The sequence below is a fragment of the Pseudomonas sp. IT-P100 genome (genome assembly GCF_949767185.1).
GTDB classification, from domain to species: Bacteria; Pseudomonadota; Gammaproteobacteria; order Pseudomonadales; family Pseudomonadaceae; genus Aquipseudomonas; species Aquipseudomonas fluorescens_B.
Genome location: NZ_CATKQK010000006.1, coordinates 91,050 through 107,575 on the forward strand (window position 1 = coordinate 91,050; position 16,526 = coordinate 107,575).

At 60.4% G+C, this 16,526-nt stretch carries 10 protein-coding genes; 2 read left to right on the plus strand and 8 right to left on the minus strand.

The genetic code is table 11. From position 1 onward, the window contains the following. The first annotated feature begins 172 nt into the window (after positions 1 to 172). Both ACM6IQ_RS05250 and ACM6IQ_RS05255 read left to right on the plus strand, forming a co-directional pair. Positions 173 to 4,699, plus strand: coding sequence for a hypothetical protein (locus ACM6IQ_RS05250; protein ID WP_414878197.1), 4,527 nt, complete (start codon positions 173 to 175; stop codon positions 4,697 to 4,699). 131 nt (positions 4,700 to 4,830) lie between these two features. Continuing rightward, on the plus strand, positions 4,831 to 8,169 hold the full coding sequence (locus ACM6IQ_RS05255; RefSeq protein ID WP_414878198.1) for a hypothetical protein: 3,339 nt from the start codon (positions 4,831 to 4,833) through the stop codon (positions 8,167 to 8,169). A gap of 32 nt (positions 8,170 to 8,201) precedes the next feature. Here the strand turns inward: ACM6IQ_RS05255 and ACM6IQ_RS05260 are convergent, their stop codons facing one another. From ACM6IQ_RS05260 to ACM6IQ_RS05295, 8 genes are all read right to left on the minus strand, one after another. Beyond that, positions 8,202 to 9,212 carry a FecCD family ABC transporter permease gene (locus ACM6IQ_RS05260; protein WP_414878199.1) on the minus strand — a complete coding sequence of 337 codons (1,011 nt, stop codon included), beginning with the start codon at positions 9,210 to 9,212 and terminating at the stop codon, positions 8,202 to 8,204. After that, positions 9,209 to 10,156, minus strand: a complete 948-nt coding sequence (locus tag ACM6IQ_RS05265; protein WP_017336320.1) for an ABC transporter substrate-binding protein — start codon at positions 10,154 to 10,156, stop codon at positions 9,209 to 9,211. Before ACM6IQ_RS05265 ends, ACM6IQ_RS05260 begins: the two co-directional genes overlap by 4 nt. Beyond that, on the minus strand, positions 10,153 to 10,941 hold the full coding sequence (locus ACM6IQ_RS05270; protein ID WP_017336321.1) for an ABC transporter ATP-binding protein: 789 nt from the start codon (positions 10,939 to 10,941) through the stop codon (positions 10,153 to 10,155). Before ACM6IQ_RS05270 ends, ACM6IQ_RS05265 begins: the two co-directional genes overlap by 4 nt. Before the next feature lie 284 nt (positions 10,942 to 11,225). Beyond that, entirely contained in the window at positions 11,226 to 12,605 is a 1,380-nt protein-coding gene (locus tag ACM6IQ_RS05275; protein WP_414878200.1) for a PepSY-associated TM helix domain-containing protein, read from the minus strand. Positions 12,606 to 12,732: 127 nt separating this feature from the next. After that, entirely contained in the window at positions 12,733 to 14,850 is a 2,118-nt protein-coding gene (locus ACM6IQ_RS05280) for a TonB-dependent copper receptor (protein ID WP_017336323.1), read from the minus strand. Positions 14,851 to 15,071: 221 nt separating this feature from the next. Next, positions 15,072 to 15,530: a DUF2946 domain-containing protein gene (locus ACM6IQ_RS05285; protein WP_031318334.1), complete on the minus strand. Its 459-nt coding sequence runs from the start codon at positions 15,528 to 15,530 to the stop codon at positions 15,072 to 15,074. Positions 15,531 to 15,551: 21 nt separating this feature from the next. Then, positions 15,552 to 16,031, minus strand: coding sequence for a copper chaperone PCu(A)C (locus ACM6IQ_RS05290; protein ID WP_414878201.1), 480 nt, complete (start codon positions 16,029 to 16,031; stop codon positions 15,552 to 15,554). Positions 16,032 to 16,079: 48 nt separating this feature from the next. Beyond that, a complete protein-coding gene (locus tag ACM6IQ_RS05295) occupies positions 16,080 to 16,478 on the minus strand; it encodes a DUF2946 domain-containing protein (RefSeq protein ID WP_017336326.1) in 399 nt (132 codons plus the stop codon). Positions 16,479 to 16,526: the final 48 nt, after the last annotated feature.

The window sequence follows — 16,526 nt, forward strand, 5'->3', positions numbered from 1 at the left end:
GTGGACTGGGGCGCGCACCAGACTGGGGCCTGAGTGCAAGGCAGGTGCGCCTGCGTGCGCAGCATTGGTGCTGACGGTGTTTAACAGCAAATCCCGGCAAGCGATAAATATGTACCGCCCGTTGCGCTGCGCAATCTTGATGATGAGGGACTCTCAATCAGGCGAGCAGAGCATGGACAGCACTTCGATCAATACACCTTCAACCGCCCGGGCGACGGCACGATTTCCCGCCCTGGGACCAACATTCATGAGCGCCGATGATGCGGCCTATTGGGCGCATCGGCAGATTGGCGCGCGCTATGACCAGCACTACGGCGGCGTAATCCTGCAACGGGCCGACGGTAAATATCAGCCCACGTTTCCTGTGCCAGGCAAGAAAGGGCGTTTCGATTTTGACACCCTGCTGTCTGCCGACAACCCTCGGGAGCTGTTCGTCTCCCCTGGCTACAGTGGCGCTGCGTATTACTTGTCCCATTCGGCCAATCACGCCGAAGTCCTGCGTGTTCACCCAGGCTGGACGAACGAGCAGATCAAGTTGAGCCTCGGTTTTTTTTCGAGACACTACATCCTCAGCGACATGCAGGATTCGGGTGCCTATGGACAGCGCCACTATTTATCGGGGCCGGATGGCTCGCTGATCAAATACGAGTCCACTCAACCGGCAGAGGAGAAAAAGCTCTTTGAGGTGGCGTTCAAGGCTTTCGGGCCGTTCTCCGACGTTGAGCGATTGATTCAAAAATTGGCCACGACCGGCACGCTGAGCGTACTGGTACCCAACGCTCAGTGGGGCGGAGTGCGAGGAAACGTGTCGGCGAACTGGAGCCTCGGTACTGCCGCGCAGCGAAGTCCGACGCCGGTACAGCCGTTTTTTTGTGCGGTGTCCGATCAAGTGGACAAGGCGATAGAAGCCGCAGCAACGACGCTCCCCCCGACGTCCGACAGCCTTTATCTAGGGTTTGTGGTGACCTCTGCCGGCAGCTCGGAATGCATGGCGACCTATCCGGTTCTTTCCAGCAATCCGGCAGCCGAACTGTTCAAAACATTTCCGATGCGAGCGGATCGCAAGTTGGAGCCTTTGCTCGATTTCGACCTCAACGGCGTCTATTTCATATCGCACAGTGATGGGGCGCAGAGTGCCAGCGAGCCTTGGCTGTATGAGCGGTTTTTTTCACCGGACGAGCTGGCGGCTGGCATCAGGTTTTCGCTGTGGGATGTTTACCGGCAGGAGTACCCGGACTATCTGAAGGTGTACGCCCGGACCCGCGACGGTGCCGTTTTGCAGTACCAGCCTTCGGCGCACCAGCGTGAAGCTGCGCTGAAGGACAGCACAGACTTCAACGCGCGACTGAAGGAAGGTACGCTCAAGCCTGCGGTTTACGTCAAGCAGGTGGCAGCAGCCGGCGAGTTGACGGTGCTGAAGGACAGCGCGTTATGGGATGTTGTCGGGAACGTTGGCACCGACTGGCAACCCTATGCGAGGTCAAGGCGTTTGAGTCCCGCTTTCCTCCTCGCCGACGATGCTGCACGGTTTGCGCATGGGTACATCGGCAGCCGCCGTGAACAAGGCTTTGTCGGGATGATTTTGCAGGATCAAGACAAACGTTTTGTCGCCACTGAGCCGGTTATCGGCGCGCAGCCGCGGTTTGCCCTGGACCGGCTCTGTCCTCTCGACGCCTCAGGAGCACCGATCGTACTGCTCGAGGGACACTCGTTTTATGGGTTGTACGCTTCACGCTGGCAAACGGACTCAAGTGCTGTTGTCCGTGCCGACGCAGAAGAGCAATTGACGCAGGCGCAAATGTTCACCACCGAGGACATTCGCTCAGTGCTCGCCAAGAGCGCGCATGTTGCCGATTTTTACCTCTCAGGTTCGCCAGACAGCCTGCTGGCTTACAGCCCCGATTTATCGAAAGTGGCCGCTCGCAACAAGGTGAAAGAGCGAGTTACCTTGCTTGCCGATGATTCCACCTTGATAGACCGGGAGCTGGCAGTCGGCACACTGGCACCCGATGCCGTGGTCGAAGAATTGGCCGGGACTGGCCGATTGCGTGTGGTCGCGGGCAATGATGTGTGGGGGCCGCGGGGAACGGTGCTGGGTGATGAATCAGCGCCCGCAGGCGTTTCCGTTCCGGTGCTCGGCGCGATTTTTTCCAATGCCGAAGACGCGGTGCTGAACGCCCGTCATCGCGCCCGGCTCGACTACCGTGCGGCGGCTGCGGGTTGGGGTTTTATCCTTAAGCACAAGGACCGCGAAGAGTATGTGGCGACCGAAACGGTGCCTGCCAGCCACCTGGGAGCGCTGAACCAGGCTAGCGACTTTGGCGCGCCCGTATTGATCGACGAGTTTCGCACCCTCGCGCTTTATTACTCGGCAAGCTGGATTCCCGATGGGTTATCGACAACGGACGCCTGGTTTGCCCGTCATTTTGCTTCCATGACCGAACTGGCTGCGGCGATCCATGACGACGATGGCACCCAACGCCTTACGCACTTTCAGGACCTGAGCGTTTTTATCGCGACCCTGGATGGGGCCTTGTTGCGCTATCAATATTCGGCCACCTCAACACAATTCGACGCGAACGGTTTGCAGCAGCTCAAGTCGCTGTTGCTCAACGCCACGCCGCCCTTTGCCAACGTCATTCAATGGATCGCCAAGGCCGGAGAGCTGAAGGTGCTGCGTACCAGTGAGCTGTGGGACGAGACGGGCATTGTCGGCGCCGATTGGAAATCCTATGTACAGCTCCAGCGACGAGCGCTCAGCCCGGTCTTTGTGTCGCAGGATGATGCAGTGCGCCATGCGCTGGAGCAGTTGGGCTCGCGGCGAGAGCGGATCTACGGTGGCCTGGTGCTGCGTCGGCTCGATGGTTTGTTTGTCGCAACATTGCCGGTGGCCGTCGAGGTCGAGAATTTCCCTGCCAGCTGGATTCGCCTGGACGAGTTGATCGAGCAGGGACTGTTTCTGGCCGGGAGCACGGTTGTCGCCCGCTACCATTCGCGAATGCAGGTCGAACCGATTTTCGCGCTGTCGAACCGCGAGCGGGACGTGTACCTCACCATGTTCTCCACTGATTTTCTGGCGGCAATCCTGAGCGGCTCGTCGCTTTCGCCCGGCAAGGAATATCTGCTGGGGCTCGACGGCAGCCTCATCAGCTACACCCTCAGCGCCAGTGCTGCGGAAAAACAACTCGCGCGGTCATTGGCGTCCCCCAGTCAATTGCAGCGCCGGCACACCCCGATAGAGCTGCAAATGCGCAATGGCACGCTGACCCCGAGTGAATACGTCAATCAGGTTGCAAGAGCCGGTCGGTTGCAAGTGATCAAAGGCAGCCGACTCTGGGGCAAGGCCAGGCAGTTGTCGGTATGGAGCGCTTATTCCGAGGGAGGCCCTTCGCAAGTGCATCGGTCGGCTATTGCTGATCCGGCGTTCAGTCCGGTCTTCACGCAAATGGACGACGCCGTACGGCATGTCCACCGAGCGGTTGGCGTTCGAACCGGATTGATGTTCGGGTTCATACTCAAGGCGCTGAACGCCGAGCGGTATGTGACGACGATGCCGATCGACGGGCGGCGAGGAAGTCTCGCTGTCGAGAAGGTATTTCCCGACGGGCTATTGCCTCTGGGGTACCGCGTGGAGGGGATTTTTCTGTGTTCCTCGGCCGGAGCGGGGCGACTGCCGCACGACTTGAATCAGAGTTTCATCTCGCCTCGGGATCTGATGTACGGGTTGGACGCTGTCCGTGTGCGCACGGAGGCAGTCACTGCTTTCCTCTCCGTCTTTGTGTCCTGTGCCGATGGCGCCTTGTTGCGATACAAGCCCAAGTCCATCGCACCAGAGTGGACCCAGTTGCAGGTCGCGCTCGCCTACGAAAAGGTCCTGCAATCTGGAAGCGAAACGCTGTTCGAATATCTGCGTAAAGTGATCGCAAACGGTGAGTTGCAGGCAGTGGTGCGCAGCGCTTTCTGGTCGCCGTTCAGGGTGGACTCCCGAGGTGTCAAAACCGGCATCGGGTTGGTGAGATGGGCGCCGGATAACAGCTTTGCCCTCGGGCCTGTATTCGCACATGCCGATGATGCGGCTCGTTCGGCCCAAAGACAGATTGGCGATTACGTTGCTCAGGAGTTTCTGGGGGGGATCCTGATGCATGAGGCGAGCGCTTCATTCGTTGCTGTCGAGCCGCTTGAAGACGGCCCCGACAGTGGCGCTGCCAGTTCGCTGTTTTACTCGGGGGTGGGCGGGCCCATTGCCCCTGTTTCCATACCGGGGGCGCAACCATTGCCATTACCGATATTTCCTCCGGACTACAAATGGGTCGCCGTCCATCAGTTCTACAAACGCTTCAACCTGTTGGTCAAGGACCCCTCTGCGATGGATCGATTGCTGCTGGATAACCTGGCCCTGGCGGACCTGTGGTTCAGCCGGGACGTGGTGAAAAAGAGCGGGGTCTCCGGCGGTAGTTGCTACTTCTCCGGTCGCGGGGGCGCGCTGTTCAAATTCACCCCCAGTTTCTCGGCACAGGAAACCGCATTTTTCAATGAGGAAGCAAAGGACGGGGTCGCTGCTTACCTCGCTCGACTCGCAGGCGTCGGCCGGCTTGAAGTCGTGGACACCGATGGTTACTGGCGCCGCCTCGGACGTCTGGACTCGACCTGGACGCCGACAGTACAACCGGAGGTGAAGCCAGACCGTGACGAGCTGTAGAACGCCTGATGAGCCGTGCCCACACGTACGCAAGCAGTTCGGGGGGGGGAGGAATAACTATGTACCGCCATGGGCGTATTTCACAGTGCGACAGTGAGTGTTCAATGAAGACTCACTGGAGTACTCCCATCATGGATGAACAACCTCAACAGCCTGACTCGACAAATGCTGTATCAACACTAAGTGTATTGGGCCGGACCTTTCTTTCGGCGGACGACGCCGCCTGTTATGCCCACGAACGGGTAGGGCGGCGCCGTAATCGCGGTTACTACGGCTATATCCTCCAGCGAGATGATCAGCGGTACGTGATTACTGAGCCCGCCGAACAATTGGCCAGCTCGAGTACGCATCACGAGCGTGTCCCCGACAATCATGTCTTGCACAGTCGGTTTTACGCTCACCCCGCGCTTTCGACACTCGACGCACACGCAGCAGCGGATCTGGAATGGTCCGTCGAAGATGCGGCAACGAGCTTGCTGATGTTCAGTGTCAAAGCGTTGCGCAATAGCCTCGCCACCGACCTGTCGGCCTATCTGTCGGGGGCCGAAGACAGCTTGATCCGGTTCACCCCGGATAGCTCTCGCTCGCAGGCACTGCTCAAACAGTTGGGAACCAGCCAATCGCCCGGCAAGCTTGCCCTCGACCTGGAAAAGGGCGTGGTCAAACCGGAACAACTGGTGACAGAGGCGTCGGCCGCCGGCGATTTGCAGGTCATTATCAGCAACGGTCGCTGGCGACCTCGGGGGAAAGTCACGGAGCACTTCGTTCCCGGCCCCTGGGAACGGAATGTCCCGGAGAGGGTGTCGTTGGGTGCGGTGTTCCAGTCGGCCGACGCAGCGGCGCTCGATCGTTATGCCCGAAACACCGGACAACGTGATGAAGGACAGACCTGGTTCGGCTTCATTCTCAAGCACAGGGACAAAGAAGAATATGTCGCTTCAGAACTGGTTCCCGTCGGCTATCCAAGAGACAAGCTTTTCCTGGAGCGCAGTGTGTTCCGACGTTCCCCAACGTCCGGGGACTATGTTTATCCCGAGTCCTTCGCTCCTCACTCCTATTTCTATTCGCGCCAGCGGGTCAACCATGAGCGGGATGCGCCCCGACGCTGGCTGGCCGAGCATTTCATTGTTCCGAAAGATTTGTGGGTCGCTGTCTACAACGCCAAAAAACGCCCTGTCTTCGGGGAAAGAGTTCCGGCGCTGCTCTACGTGTCGACGCCGGATGGCGCACTGCTGAAGTACGTGCCCCGACCGGACACCCCGCTGTTCGACAACGATGTTCCGAACATGGGCCTGGAGGCCATTCAAAACAATCTGGCCAAGGGCGTGTCGAGCGCAACCGATTTTGTCGCGACGGTCGCCCGCAACGATGCATTGCACGTGTTGCGCACCAGTGTGTGCTGGGACAGGAAAGGGCTGGTGGGCGCCCATTGGGCGCCGAGCCAGAACGTGCAGCGTCGTTCGCTCGGTCCGGTGTTCCTGACGGCCGATGACGCCGCCGTGCATGCTCGTTCACAAGTGCCTGCCGGCACGCCAAGGGCATTCGGTGGTCTGATTCTCCAGCGCTCTGATGGGCGTTTTGTGGCCACTGATCCTGCCGATATCCCCCAGGAAGACTTCGATATCAAGTGGATCTTTGCGGATGCAGCGATCGAGCTCGGTCAGTTTCCGACAGACTGCACGATCGTGGCGCGTTATCGCTCACGGGTGCTGCGCGCGTTACCCGTCCTGTTATCGGATGTCGACAAAGAGCTCTATCGCAACATGCTCTCTGTCGATACCGTTTACACCGCCTTCATGCGCAGAACACAGGCGCTCGATGAATACCTGTTTGCACCCGACGGATCGATCATCCGTTACCGGATCGGCACATGGGAGCGCATCCGCGCGGACCTGGGCATAGCGATCAGCCTGTCGGGTAAGCCGGCTCGTGATCTGGACGCCACCTGGATCAAGGATCAGATCCATGCCGGTACGTTGACGCCGACAGCGTGGGTTAAAAAACTGGTCAATTGCGGGTATCTGAAAGTGGTTGCAGGAAGCCGCCTATGGGGCCCGGCTCGAGAAGTCACGGAGTTTGAACCGTATCAGACGATACCCCAAACGACGGGTTACCCAAGGGCCTTGGTGGAGCCGGCTTACACTGCGGTCTGCATCCAGGAACAGGATGCCGCCCGCCTGGCACATGAAGAGGCGGGCAGTCGTTCATTACCCGGCTTTGGATTTATCCTGCGCAACGCTCGCGATGGTTCATTCCTCGCGACGCTGCCCGTGAGTGTGCGCAACTCACGGTTGGCGTATGACCGTGTGTTTCCTGGCGTATTGCCTTACCGCTACGTGGACAGTGGGCTCATCCTGTGTGCGGTCGCTACGCCGCCGGGGCTGCCGGACGATGACTACCGGCACTTCTTTTCGCCCATGGAGGTGAGTCTGGCGCGTGACAGCGTCCGTACGTCTCACGGGTACAGGCCGATTTATTTTTCCTGTGGCGACGGCGCCTTGCTACGTCTTGAACTCGCGCCGTTCGATCCGGTGGTGTCGCGGGACAAATTTGGCCAGGTGCAGGTCAGGGACAACCCGTTTGCGACAACGGCGCAGGCTCAACGTGATCAGGACGATATCAACCGTGGCTCATTCAAACTGACCGATTACATTCGGCGTATGGCAGCGGCGGGGAAACTGGAGGTGCTGTTGACCAGCGCTTACTGGTCCCGTGCCGGTGAGGTGGGTCAGGACTGGTTTGCCGGTATGCCGTTTGTGTCCGTCGAAGCAAGGTGGGCAAACACCTCCAGTCTGCCGTTTGGGCCGATGTTTCATCATCCCGACGATGCTGCTCGTTATGCTCAGTTTCGAGCGGAACACTTTAATCGGGGATTGGCGTGTACAAGCGCAATCCTGGCCAAACCCGATACCTTTTCATACGTCGGCATGCAGCCCCTCGCTGGCACGAGTCATCCCGATGCAGCCATCAGGCTGATCTTCCGCACTGCCAACGACCTTTCAACTACACCAGACACTCGATTGCCACGCTTGCCTGACGGCTACACATGGATGGCCAGTCATCAGATTGATCAGTCAGGCAAGGTGCAAGCGGGATCGGATGCCGACGTTGAGAACTATGCTTCTCCCGAGTCGATTCATTCGCACACCCAGGTCGTGAAAAACAAAGGCTTCGATATCACGGCTTTCTACTATTCCTCACGCGACGGCGCATTGCTGAAGTACGTACCGACCTATTCGATAGCGGAGCAAGCACTGCTTAACGTCATGCTGGTGCAGCCTCCCAATGATCGATGGACCACCGTGATGTCGTTCGAGGCGTTCATTTCCAGGCTGGCTGACACCAGCCATTTAGAAGTATTGAGGGCCGCCGGTTACTGGCGCCAGCCCGGGCGACTGGGCGCCGACTGGAAAGACGTGCGCCAGCAGTTTCCCGACGTATCCGTCCAATACCCCCGGGATGAGTTGTAACCGTGTCCGCAGCCTGACCACCTCGCACCCGGTCAACGCTTGCGCATGAGGCCGATGAAAAACAATCCGCCAATCGCCGCCGTGGCCACGCCTATGGGCAAGTCCTCGGGGGCGATCAGGGTGCGCGCGGCGACATCGACCCACACCAGAAACACACTGCCCAACAGCACGCACACCGGCAGCAATCGCCGATGTTCAGCCCCCACCAATCGGCGTGCGATGTGCGGCACCATCAACCCGACAAATCCGATGGACCCACTGATCGACACCAGCACCCCCGTCATCAGCGACGCAATCAAAAACACGCGCAGGCGTACGCTACGGGCGTTGAGCCCCAGCGTCACGGCCGTCTGTTCACCCGCCATCAACGCGTTCAACGGACGGGCCATGCCCAGCAACAAAACCAGCCCGAGCAACACGCTCGCCGCCGGCACCGCGAGCAATTCCCAGCGCGCCAGTCCGAGCCCGCCCAGCATCCAGAACATCACCGCCGAACTGGCACGGTGATCGCCGAGAAACAGCAACAGATTAGCGATCGCCATCATCACGAACGACACCGCCACGCCGCACAACAGCAGCCGGTCACTGTCCAGCCGACCGTTGCGGTTGGCGATCACCAGGACGATCAGCATGCTCAGCAGTGCACCGATAAAGGCGGCGATGGGCAAGGTCAGCAGGCCGACGATTTCACCGACATGCAGCACCACGATCACTGCGCCAAGTGTCGCGCCGGACGTCACCCCGAGCAAATGCGGATCGGCCAGCGGGTTGCGCGTCACCGCTTGCAGCACCGCGCCGATCAACGCCAGGCCGGCGCCCACCAGCGCGCCGAGCAACATGCGCGGCACGCGGATCAACCACACGATGTGTTCCTGCCCGGCTGTCCAGCTCACCTCGCCAAAGCCAGACACCTTGTGCAGCAAAATGTGCCAGACCACGTCCACCGGCACCCGCGCCGGGCCGAAGCCCAGTGACACCACGCACGACACCATCAACAGTGCTCCGAGGGCGATCAGCAACAAGGCGTAGCGACGACTGGTCATTCGCCGTGGAAACCCTTGGCCAGGGTTTCAACCGCCAGCACGTTGTCGATGCCAGGCGTGGCCTGCACATATGGAATGACGATGAAGCGCTGGTTCTTGATCGCGTCCACCGATTGCAGCGCCTTGTTGTTCAGCAGGAATTGCACCTTCTGCTCGGCGGTGACCTCGCCGTAGTCGACGATCACGATCACCTGCGGATTGCGCTCGACCACGTTTTCCCAATTCACGCGGGTCCAGCTCGCGTCGGTGTCATCCAGAATGTTGCGCCCGCCCGCCGCGTCGATCAGCGCTTGCGGCATGCCCAGGCGACCCGAGGTCATGGCGCGGTCTTCGCCACTGTCATAGAGGAACACGCGGGGTTTTTTGGCCGGCAGATCCTTGCGCACATCCGCGACTTGCGCCTGCATTTGGGCAATCAAGGCGTTGGCACGATCCTGCACATCGAAGATTCTGCCGAGGTTGCGCAGGTCGTTGTAGGTATCTTCCAGCGTGGCGGCCGGGCGCTTCATCACGAACGCGCAGGATTCGGTCAGCTCGTAGACGTTGATGCCCAGCGGCTGCAACGTTTGCGGCGTGAGATCACCGCCGACGCGCATGCCGTAATCCCAACCGGCAAAGAAGAAGTCCACGTTGGCGTTGAGCAGGGTTTCCACCGATGGGTACTTGGCCGCGAGTTCCGGCAGGCCGTCGAGGATGGTCTGCATCTGTGGCGTGACCGATTTCCAGCCGGTGACGCCGCTGTAGCCGGCCATGCTCGGCTTGAGGCCGAGGGCGAGCATCATTTGCGTCATGTTGATGTCATGGCTGACCGCGTGTTTCGGCGCTTGCGCGAAGGTCACTTCGCGGTTGCAGCTCTGGACCGTCAGCGGATATTTCGTTGCTTCGGCAAGCGCTTGGGCACTGCCCAGCAACAGCGCGACGCACAGCAGGGAACGCAAAGTCATGGTTGGGTTATCCAGGTGATTCGTGGGTAGCCGTGCAGAGGGTGTTCATCGATCAGCGCTTCGACGCCGAACACATCACGCAGCAGCGGGGCGGTCAGGACTTCTTTGGGTGTGCCGCTGGCGACGATGCGGCCGTGATCGAGCACGTACAGCCGATCACAGAACGCGGCGGCGAGATTGAGGTCGTGGATGCTCGCCAGGGTGCCGATCTGCAGGCGCTTGACCAGTTGCAACAGCTCCAGCTGATAGCGCGGGTCGAGGTGATTGGTCGGCTCGTCGAGGATCAGCAGCTGTGGTTGCTGGGCGAGTGCGCGGGCGAGGATCACGCGTTGCTTTTCGCCGCCGGAGAGCGTGGCGAAAGCGTGGTCTTCAAAACCGTTGAGGCCGACGGATTCCAGTGCTTGCGTCGCGAGGTTTCGGTCTTCGAGGGTGTCGCCGTCGAACAGGCCTTTGTGCGGTGTCCGGCCCATGGCGACCACTTCGTCGACGGTCAGGCCGAAGGCGTCGGGGAATTCCTGCAACACCACGGCGATGCGTTGCGCGCACCAGCGCGAGGATTGTTTCCAGACGTTGTGATGATCGAGCCGGACCTCGCCGTTTTCCGGTTTGCTGAAGCGGTAGGCGCAGCGCAGCAGACTGGTCTTGCCGCTGCCGTTGGGGCCGATCAACCCGACAAACTCACCGGCGGCCACGTGCAACGAGGCATCACGCAGCTGGAACTGGTGATGACAGTGGCCGTGGCCCATGGGTGTCCAGGCGAGGTTTGTGAGGTTCAGCGAGGTCATTGCATTCCTGATTGATCGTTTTAACTGTACACATCACCTGTGGCGAGGGAACAAACGCCCTCGCCAAAACAGCTTCGGCTGCACTTGGGCACTGTTCAGGGCAGCAGGCAGAGGCCGGTCAAGAGGTACTGTTCATCGGGATGGTGAATCACTTCTTCAAAAGAAAACCCGCAGCCATGGCTGCGGGTTGAATGATGCACTCGAGTTATACAGTAACACTTAATATGACCGGGCGATAAGTGCCGAAGTCTACACGTGCCTCTAAAACAAGCATCTCGCCTGTTTCATGATGAAGATGAGGCCGATTCAGTTTGTCGGTTGAAGCGCGAAAGCAGCACGCGATCCAGCAACCAGACCACCACCAACGAAGCCCCCACCAATGGAAACGCCACGGCCAGCACGAGCATGATCACCACCCCGGTTTTCCATTTCGGCAGATCGTGGCGTAGCGGCGGAACACCGAACTTGCCTTGCGGGCGGCGCTTCCACCAGATCACCACGCCGCTGACGGCGCTGAGCAGAATCATCAGGCAGATCAGCAACACGATGATCTGGTTGAGCACGCCGAACATCTTGCCTTCGTGGAGCATCACGCCGATTTCCGTGGCGCGGGCGACGGTGCCGTATTGCTCGAAGCGCACATCGGCGAGGACGTTGCCGGTGTATTGATCGACGTGCAGAGTGGCATCGTTGCGCGGGTCGTCGGCAAATACCGCGATGGTGAACACGCCGGTGGCGGTGGTCGGGAACGTGATGCTGTAGCCAGGCTCGACCTTGCGCTGTTCGGCGATGTTCTGCACGTCTTGCAGGCTGATGGTCGGCGCCGCAGGACCGGCTTGACCGCTGCCGTGGGCCATGTGTTCGGCATGGTCACCGGACATCGGCATCGGCGTGTTTTCCATCGCCCAGGGCACGGTCTGGCGGGTGGCGGTGTTAAGGCTGCGGGCCTCGACGTCGGACTTGGGCATGTCATTCCACATGGCGTCCGGGAACACGTTCCAGACCCCGGCGTATTGCTTGCCCCAGAACCCGGTCCAGGTCATGCCGCTCAGCAGCATCACCAACAGAAACGCGGCACCCCAGAACCCGGTGACGGCATGCAGGTCGCGCCACAGCACGCGACCGCGACTGCTCAGGCGCGGCCACAAGATGCCGGCGGCCTGACCTCGCGGCCACCACAGAAATACCCCCGAGACCACCAGCACGATGCCCCAGCCAGCGGCGAGTTCGATCAGTCGATCACCGACTGTGCCGATCATCAATTCACCGTGGATCGCTCGGGCAACGGCTTGCAGATTCTTCTTCGCGTCTTGCTCGCCGAGAATGTCGCCGTGATAGGGGTCGACGAAAACATTCAACTCATTGCCGGCGTTGAGCACGACAAACTGCGCGCTGCGTTCGGCGTTGATCGGCGGCAGGTACTGCTTGATCGTTGCTTGTGGATAAGCCTCTTTTACCCGCTTGAGCAGGGCATCGGCCGGGACACTGTGATGACCGGCCGGGACGTTCATCAGGCTGCCGTACATCAACGGATCGAGTTGCGGCTTGAACAGGTAAATGACGCCGGTCAGGGCCAGCATCACCATGAATGGCGCGACGAACAGACCGGCATAGAAATGCCAGCGCCAGGCCAGGTTGTAGAAATTCGGTTTGGGCTGTTTCATCGGTTGTGCTCCGCTTGGCTTGGTACTTTTGTTGTTGTCTGGTGACTGCTGTGCAGTCATTCGCGAGCAGGCTCGCTCCCACAGGTTCAACACTTTCCATGTGGAAGCGGGCTTGCCCGCGATGTTCTTAGAAACTCATGTCCACCTTGGTCCAGAGCGTGCGCCCCGGTTCTTTGATGGCCTGCGGGTCATTGGCCGGGTAGCCAAAACCGGCGTTGCCGGCCAGGTTCAAATGCTCGGCGTAAGCCTTGCCGAACAGGTTGTCGACGCCGCTGCTGACCTTCCAGTTCTTGTTGATCCGGTACGCACCGTTGAGCGAAAACACGCCGAACCCCGAGGTCTTGTCGAAGTCCTTGCCGACCACGTTGCCTTTGTTCTGGTCGATACGATTTTGCGCGGCGACCACTCTCCACAGTGCGCCGGCGCTCCAGTTGTCTTCGCTGTAGGTCAGGCCGAAACGTGCATCCAGTGGCGGCATTTGCGGCAACGCGTTGCCGTCGCTGCTGTTCTTGCCCCAGGCGTAGGCGAGGGTCGCATCGGCCTTCCAGTTCGAGGTCAGCTTGTAAGCCGCACCGAGTTCACCGCCCATGATCCGCGCGTCGATGTTCTCGGCTTGCGAGGTCATGCCCATCATTCCCGGCGTGTAGTTGAACAGGATGTAATCGCGCACCTGTCCGACATAACCCGAGGCCCAGGCTTCGAGGTCTTCGGTCTTGTATTGCAGGCCGAAGTCGAGCTGGGTGGTTTTTTCAGGCTTGATCGAATCGAAGGCATTCACCGAGCCGGCAGGGCCGGAGTTGGGCGAAAACAGCTCCCAATAATCCGGGAAACGCTGGGTGTGACCGAGACCGGCGTACAACGTGGTCGGGCTGTCGGCGAGGTCGTGTTCGTAGCGGACGAAGCCGCTGGGCAAGGTGTCGGCGCGGGTGTCGTCGGCGGTCGGGTTGCGCCGGGTCATCATCCCCGAGCCAATGGTCTGCCGAAAATCCCTGGCCGAAGCGCGGTCCAGTCGCGCGCCGGAGATCAAGCGATCGCGGTCGGCGGCGTACCAGGTCAATTCGCTGAACACGCCGTAGTTGTGGAAGTCGGCGTCCTTGTCGCGCGGCAGATCCTTGTAGGTGTCGATGCCCATGGCGCTGCGCTTGCGGTGTTCGTTAGTCTGCGCGTCGATGCCGCTGATCAATTGCACATCGGCCCAGCGCCAGGTGCCCTTGATCCGCGCACCGAGGGTTCGCCGATCGACACTGGAGGCCATCGGCCCAGCCATCATCCCGGTGCCGGACGGCGTGCGCAGGGTGTAGTTGTCCATCACGTGGTCGGCGTAGTTGTAGTAGATCTGTGCTTCGACCTTGTCCAGTACGTCGCCGATGTTGGACTTCTCGAAGCGCAGGCCGAGGCTTTCGCGTTTGAACTGCGCACCGTCCATGCCGCGTCCGGCATAACGGGCTTCGCCATCGCCCTTGCCGGCGGTGAGTTCCAGCAGCGTGTCGGCGTCCGGGGTCCAGCCAACGGCGACGTCGCCGTTCCACTTGTCGTAGCGCGACGCCACGGTGTCGTTGTTGCCGTCGCGGTAGTCGTCGGAATGCGCGGTGTTGCCGATCACTCGCACGTAACCCGACTGGCCGCCGGCGGCAGCATCCACCACTTTGTCGAAGCGACCGTTGGAACCGGCCAATACGCTGGCATTCACGCGTGTACCGAGTTCGCCGAAGCTTTCCGGCTCACGGTCGAACAGGATGGTGCCGGCTGACGCGCCTGGCCCCCACAGCACGGTTTGCGGGCCTTTGATGACGGTAAGTTTGTCGTAGGTTTCCGGGGAGATGTAGGAGGTCGGCGCGTCCATCCGGCCGGGGCAGGCCCCGAGCATCTGGCCGCCGTTGGTGAGGATATTCAACCGTGAGCCGAACATGCCGCGCAGCACAGGGTCACCGTTGGTGCCGCCGTTGCGTACCAGGGCGAAACCGGGAATGGTCTTCAGATAGTCGCCGCCGTCGCTGGCCGGCACCGGTTGGCGCGGGTCCTTGGGGTTGGTGACGACGGTCAGCGGCGAACTCGGCGCGACGGCGGTGATCACCGTCGGGCTCAGTTCTTCATGCTGGCCGGCGTGCTCGTCGGCCAGCACCATAGGGGTCAGCAAAGCGCCGCAAAGAACGGCAGTGGCGTGCCTGAAACGAACGCGCGTTTCGTTCAGGGCAAAAGTGGCTTGGGCAGCGCTCAAGCGCGTGTCAGCAGAAAGCGTGGACATGACAATTTCCATCGAACAGTCGTAAACGACACGGCCGGCCGCCGACGCCATCCCCTGTGGGAGCGTGCCGTGTGGCGAGGGAGCTTGCTCCCGCTGGGCTGCGTAGCGGCCCTTTTGTGAGTGCTGCGCACTCAAGCGGGAGCAAGCTCCCTCGCCACACAGACTCGCGCCCACAGGGATGGCGCAGGCAATCTTCAGGACCGTGTGAGATTGGGGGGTGTTTACGTGACGATGGGCGGCGCGCGGGTGCGGGCGCCGGGGAAGAAGGTCTGCCGGGCGTGGCCCAGGCGAGTGGCGGGTTTGGTGAAGGTCGTGGCTGTTGGTGTATCGAATGCGATGAAGGACTGGCCACCCGTCAGTGCCGGGCAATTGAACAGCAGGCTGCAATAGCCGCACTTTTCCCAGATGGCGTGATGAGGTGTCTTGGGTGGGCAGTGCTCGGCGGCGGCTTGCGCGCCGTGGTCGCCGTGCTCCATTGCCGGCATCTCCATGGGCATGTCCATCGACATGTTCATGGAGACTTCCATCAGGGCGGAGGCGCGCGGATCCATCGGCATCGACTGAGAAATCAGCGGGCCGATAAAGATCATCAACATGGCGAACAGGCTGATCCAGCTACCGCGGGTCAGGCTCAATGGCTGACGACGGGGGGCAGATGACCTGGCGCTAAGCGGGCGCATGGGCGTATTCAGCGTTGGCGATTACGGGGTGTGCGCGTGCACTTGCACGCCGTTCGGCGCGGTTTTCTGCACTGCGACTTCGACCGTCACATCACCGGATTTCTCGAAATGCATCGTCAGCGGGAACCGTTTTCCGTCGCTCAGCAGGCTGCGGTCTTTGAGTTCCAGCAGCATCACGTGATACGCCATCGGCGCAAACGTAACGCTCCCGCCCGCCGGGATTTCGACGACCGGCACTTGCTGCATTTTCATCAGATCGTTTTGCATCACGTGCTCGTGCAGTTGAGCGATACCTGCAATCGGCGAGTCGACGCTGAGCAGTTTGTCTGCGGTTTTACCGTGGTTTTGAATCACGAAATAAGCCGCAACGGTCGGCGCGTTAGGCGGTAACTCTTGCGACCATGGATGAGCGATCTCCAGTTCGCCCGCCTTGTATTCATGGGCATTGGCAAAGCAGGCAGGCAGCAGCAACGCAGCCAGAACGATGAGTTTGTTCAACATGACAGTTCTCCAGAACGATTCAAGACGCAGGTCAATTGCGAGAAGGAATCACACCAGAGGGGATGCGCGGGGGTTGAGATTCGGCCATTGCTGGCGCGGAGTGGGCGTGTCGAGAGAAGCAGCGGGCAGGCTTCGATTGGCCTCGAAACGCGCGAAGTACAACTGCGGTACATGCCCGGGCAGTGCCACCAACGGCGCTGAGCCGGAGCAACACCAGCAATGCTGCATGCTGGAATGATCGTCGTTCTGCGGCGCTTTCTGTTCAAGCGTCCCCAGGGAAATCGCCACCATCTTCGTGCCGGTGGACGAGCAAAAACTGCCCCACAACAGCTGTTCGGCCGGCGATTTCGCCGTCTGCGCCATCGCTCCGGTCATCGGCATGGCGAGCATGTTGAACAGCACTGCGAAGCAGGCTATCCAGGCAATTGCGAGCCGTTGTCGGGACATGGGACAGATCCGGTTGAGTGGGAGATCAGGCGCGGCTATTTAGCCTGA

Coding starts and splice junctions, on each gene's coding strand:
- ACM6IQ_RS05280 (WP_017336323.1), bottom strand. CDS start 14,850: ATGTCCACGCTTTCTGCTGACACGCGCTTGAGCGCTGCCCAAGCCACT.
- ACM6IQ_RS05270 (WP_017336321.1), bottom strand. CDS start 10,941: ATGACCTCGCTGAACCTCACAAACCTCGCCTGGACACCCATGGGCCAC.
- ACM6IQ_RS05295 (WP_017336326.1), bottom strand. CDS start 16,478: ATGTCCCGACAACGGCTCGCAATTGCCTGGATAGCCTGCTTCGCAGTG.
- ACM6IQ_RS05285 (WP_031318334.1), bottom strand. CDS start 15,530: ATGCGCCCGCTTAGCGCCAGGTCATCTGCCCCCCGTCGTCAGCCATTG.
- ACM6IQ_RS05265 (WP_017336320.1), bottom strand. CDS start 10,156: ATGACTTTGCGTTCCCTGCTGTGCGTCGCGCTGTTGCTGGGCAGTGCC.
- ACM6IQ_RS05255 (WP_414878198.1), top strand. CDS start 4,831: ATGGATGAACAACCTCAACAGCCTGACTCGACAAATGCTGTATCAACA.
- ACM6IQ_RS05290 (WP_414878201.1), bottom strand. CDS start 16,031: ATGTTGAACAAACTCATCGTTCTGGCTGCGTTGCTGCTGCCTGCCTGC.
- ACM6IQ_RS05260 (WP_414878199.1), bottom strand. CDS start 9,212: ATGACCAGTCGTCGCTACGCCTTGTTGCTGATCGCCCTCGGAGCACTG.
- ACM6IQ_RS05250 (WP_414878197.1), top strand. CDS start 173: ATGGACAGCACTTCGATCAATACACCTTCAACCGCCCGGGCGACGGCA.
- ACM6IQ_RS05275 (WP_414878200.1), bottom strand. CDS start 12,605: ATGAAACAGCCCAAACCGAATTTCTACAACCTGGCCTGGCGCTGGCAT.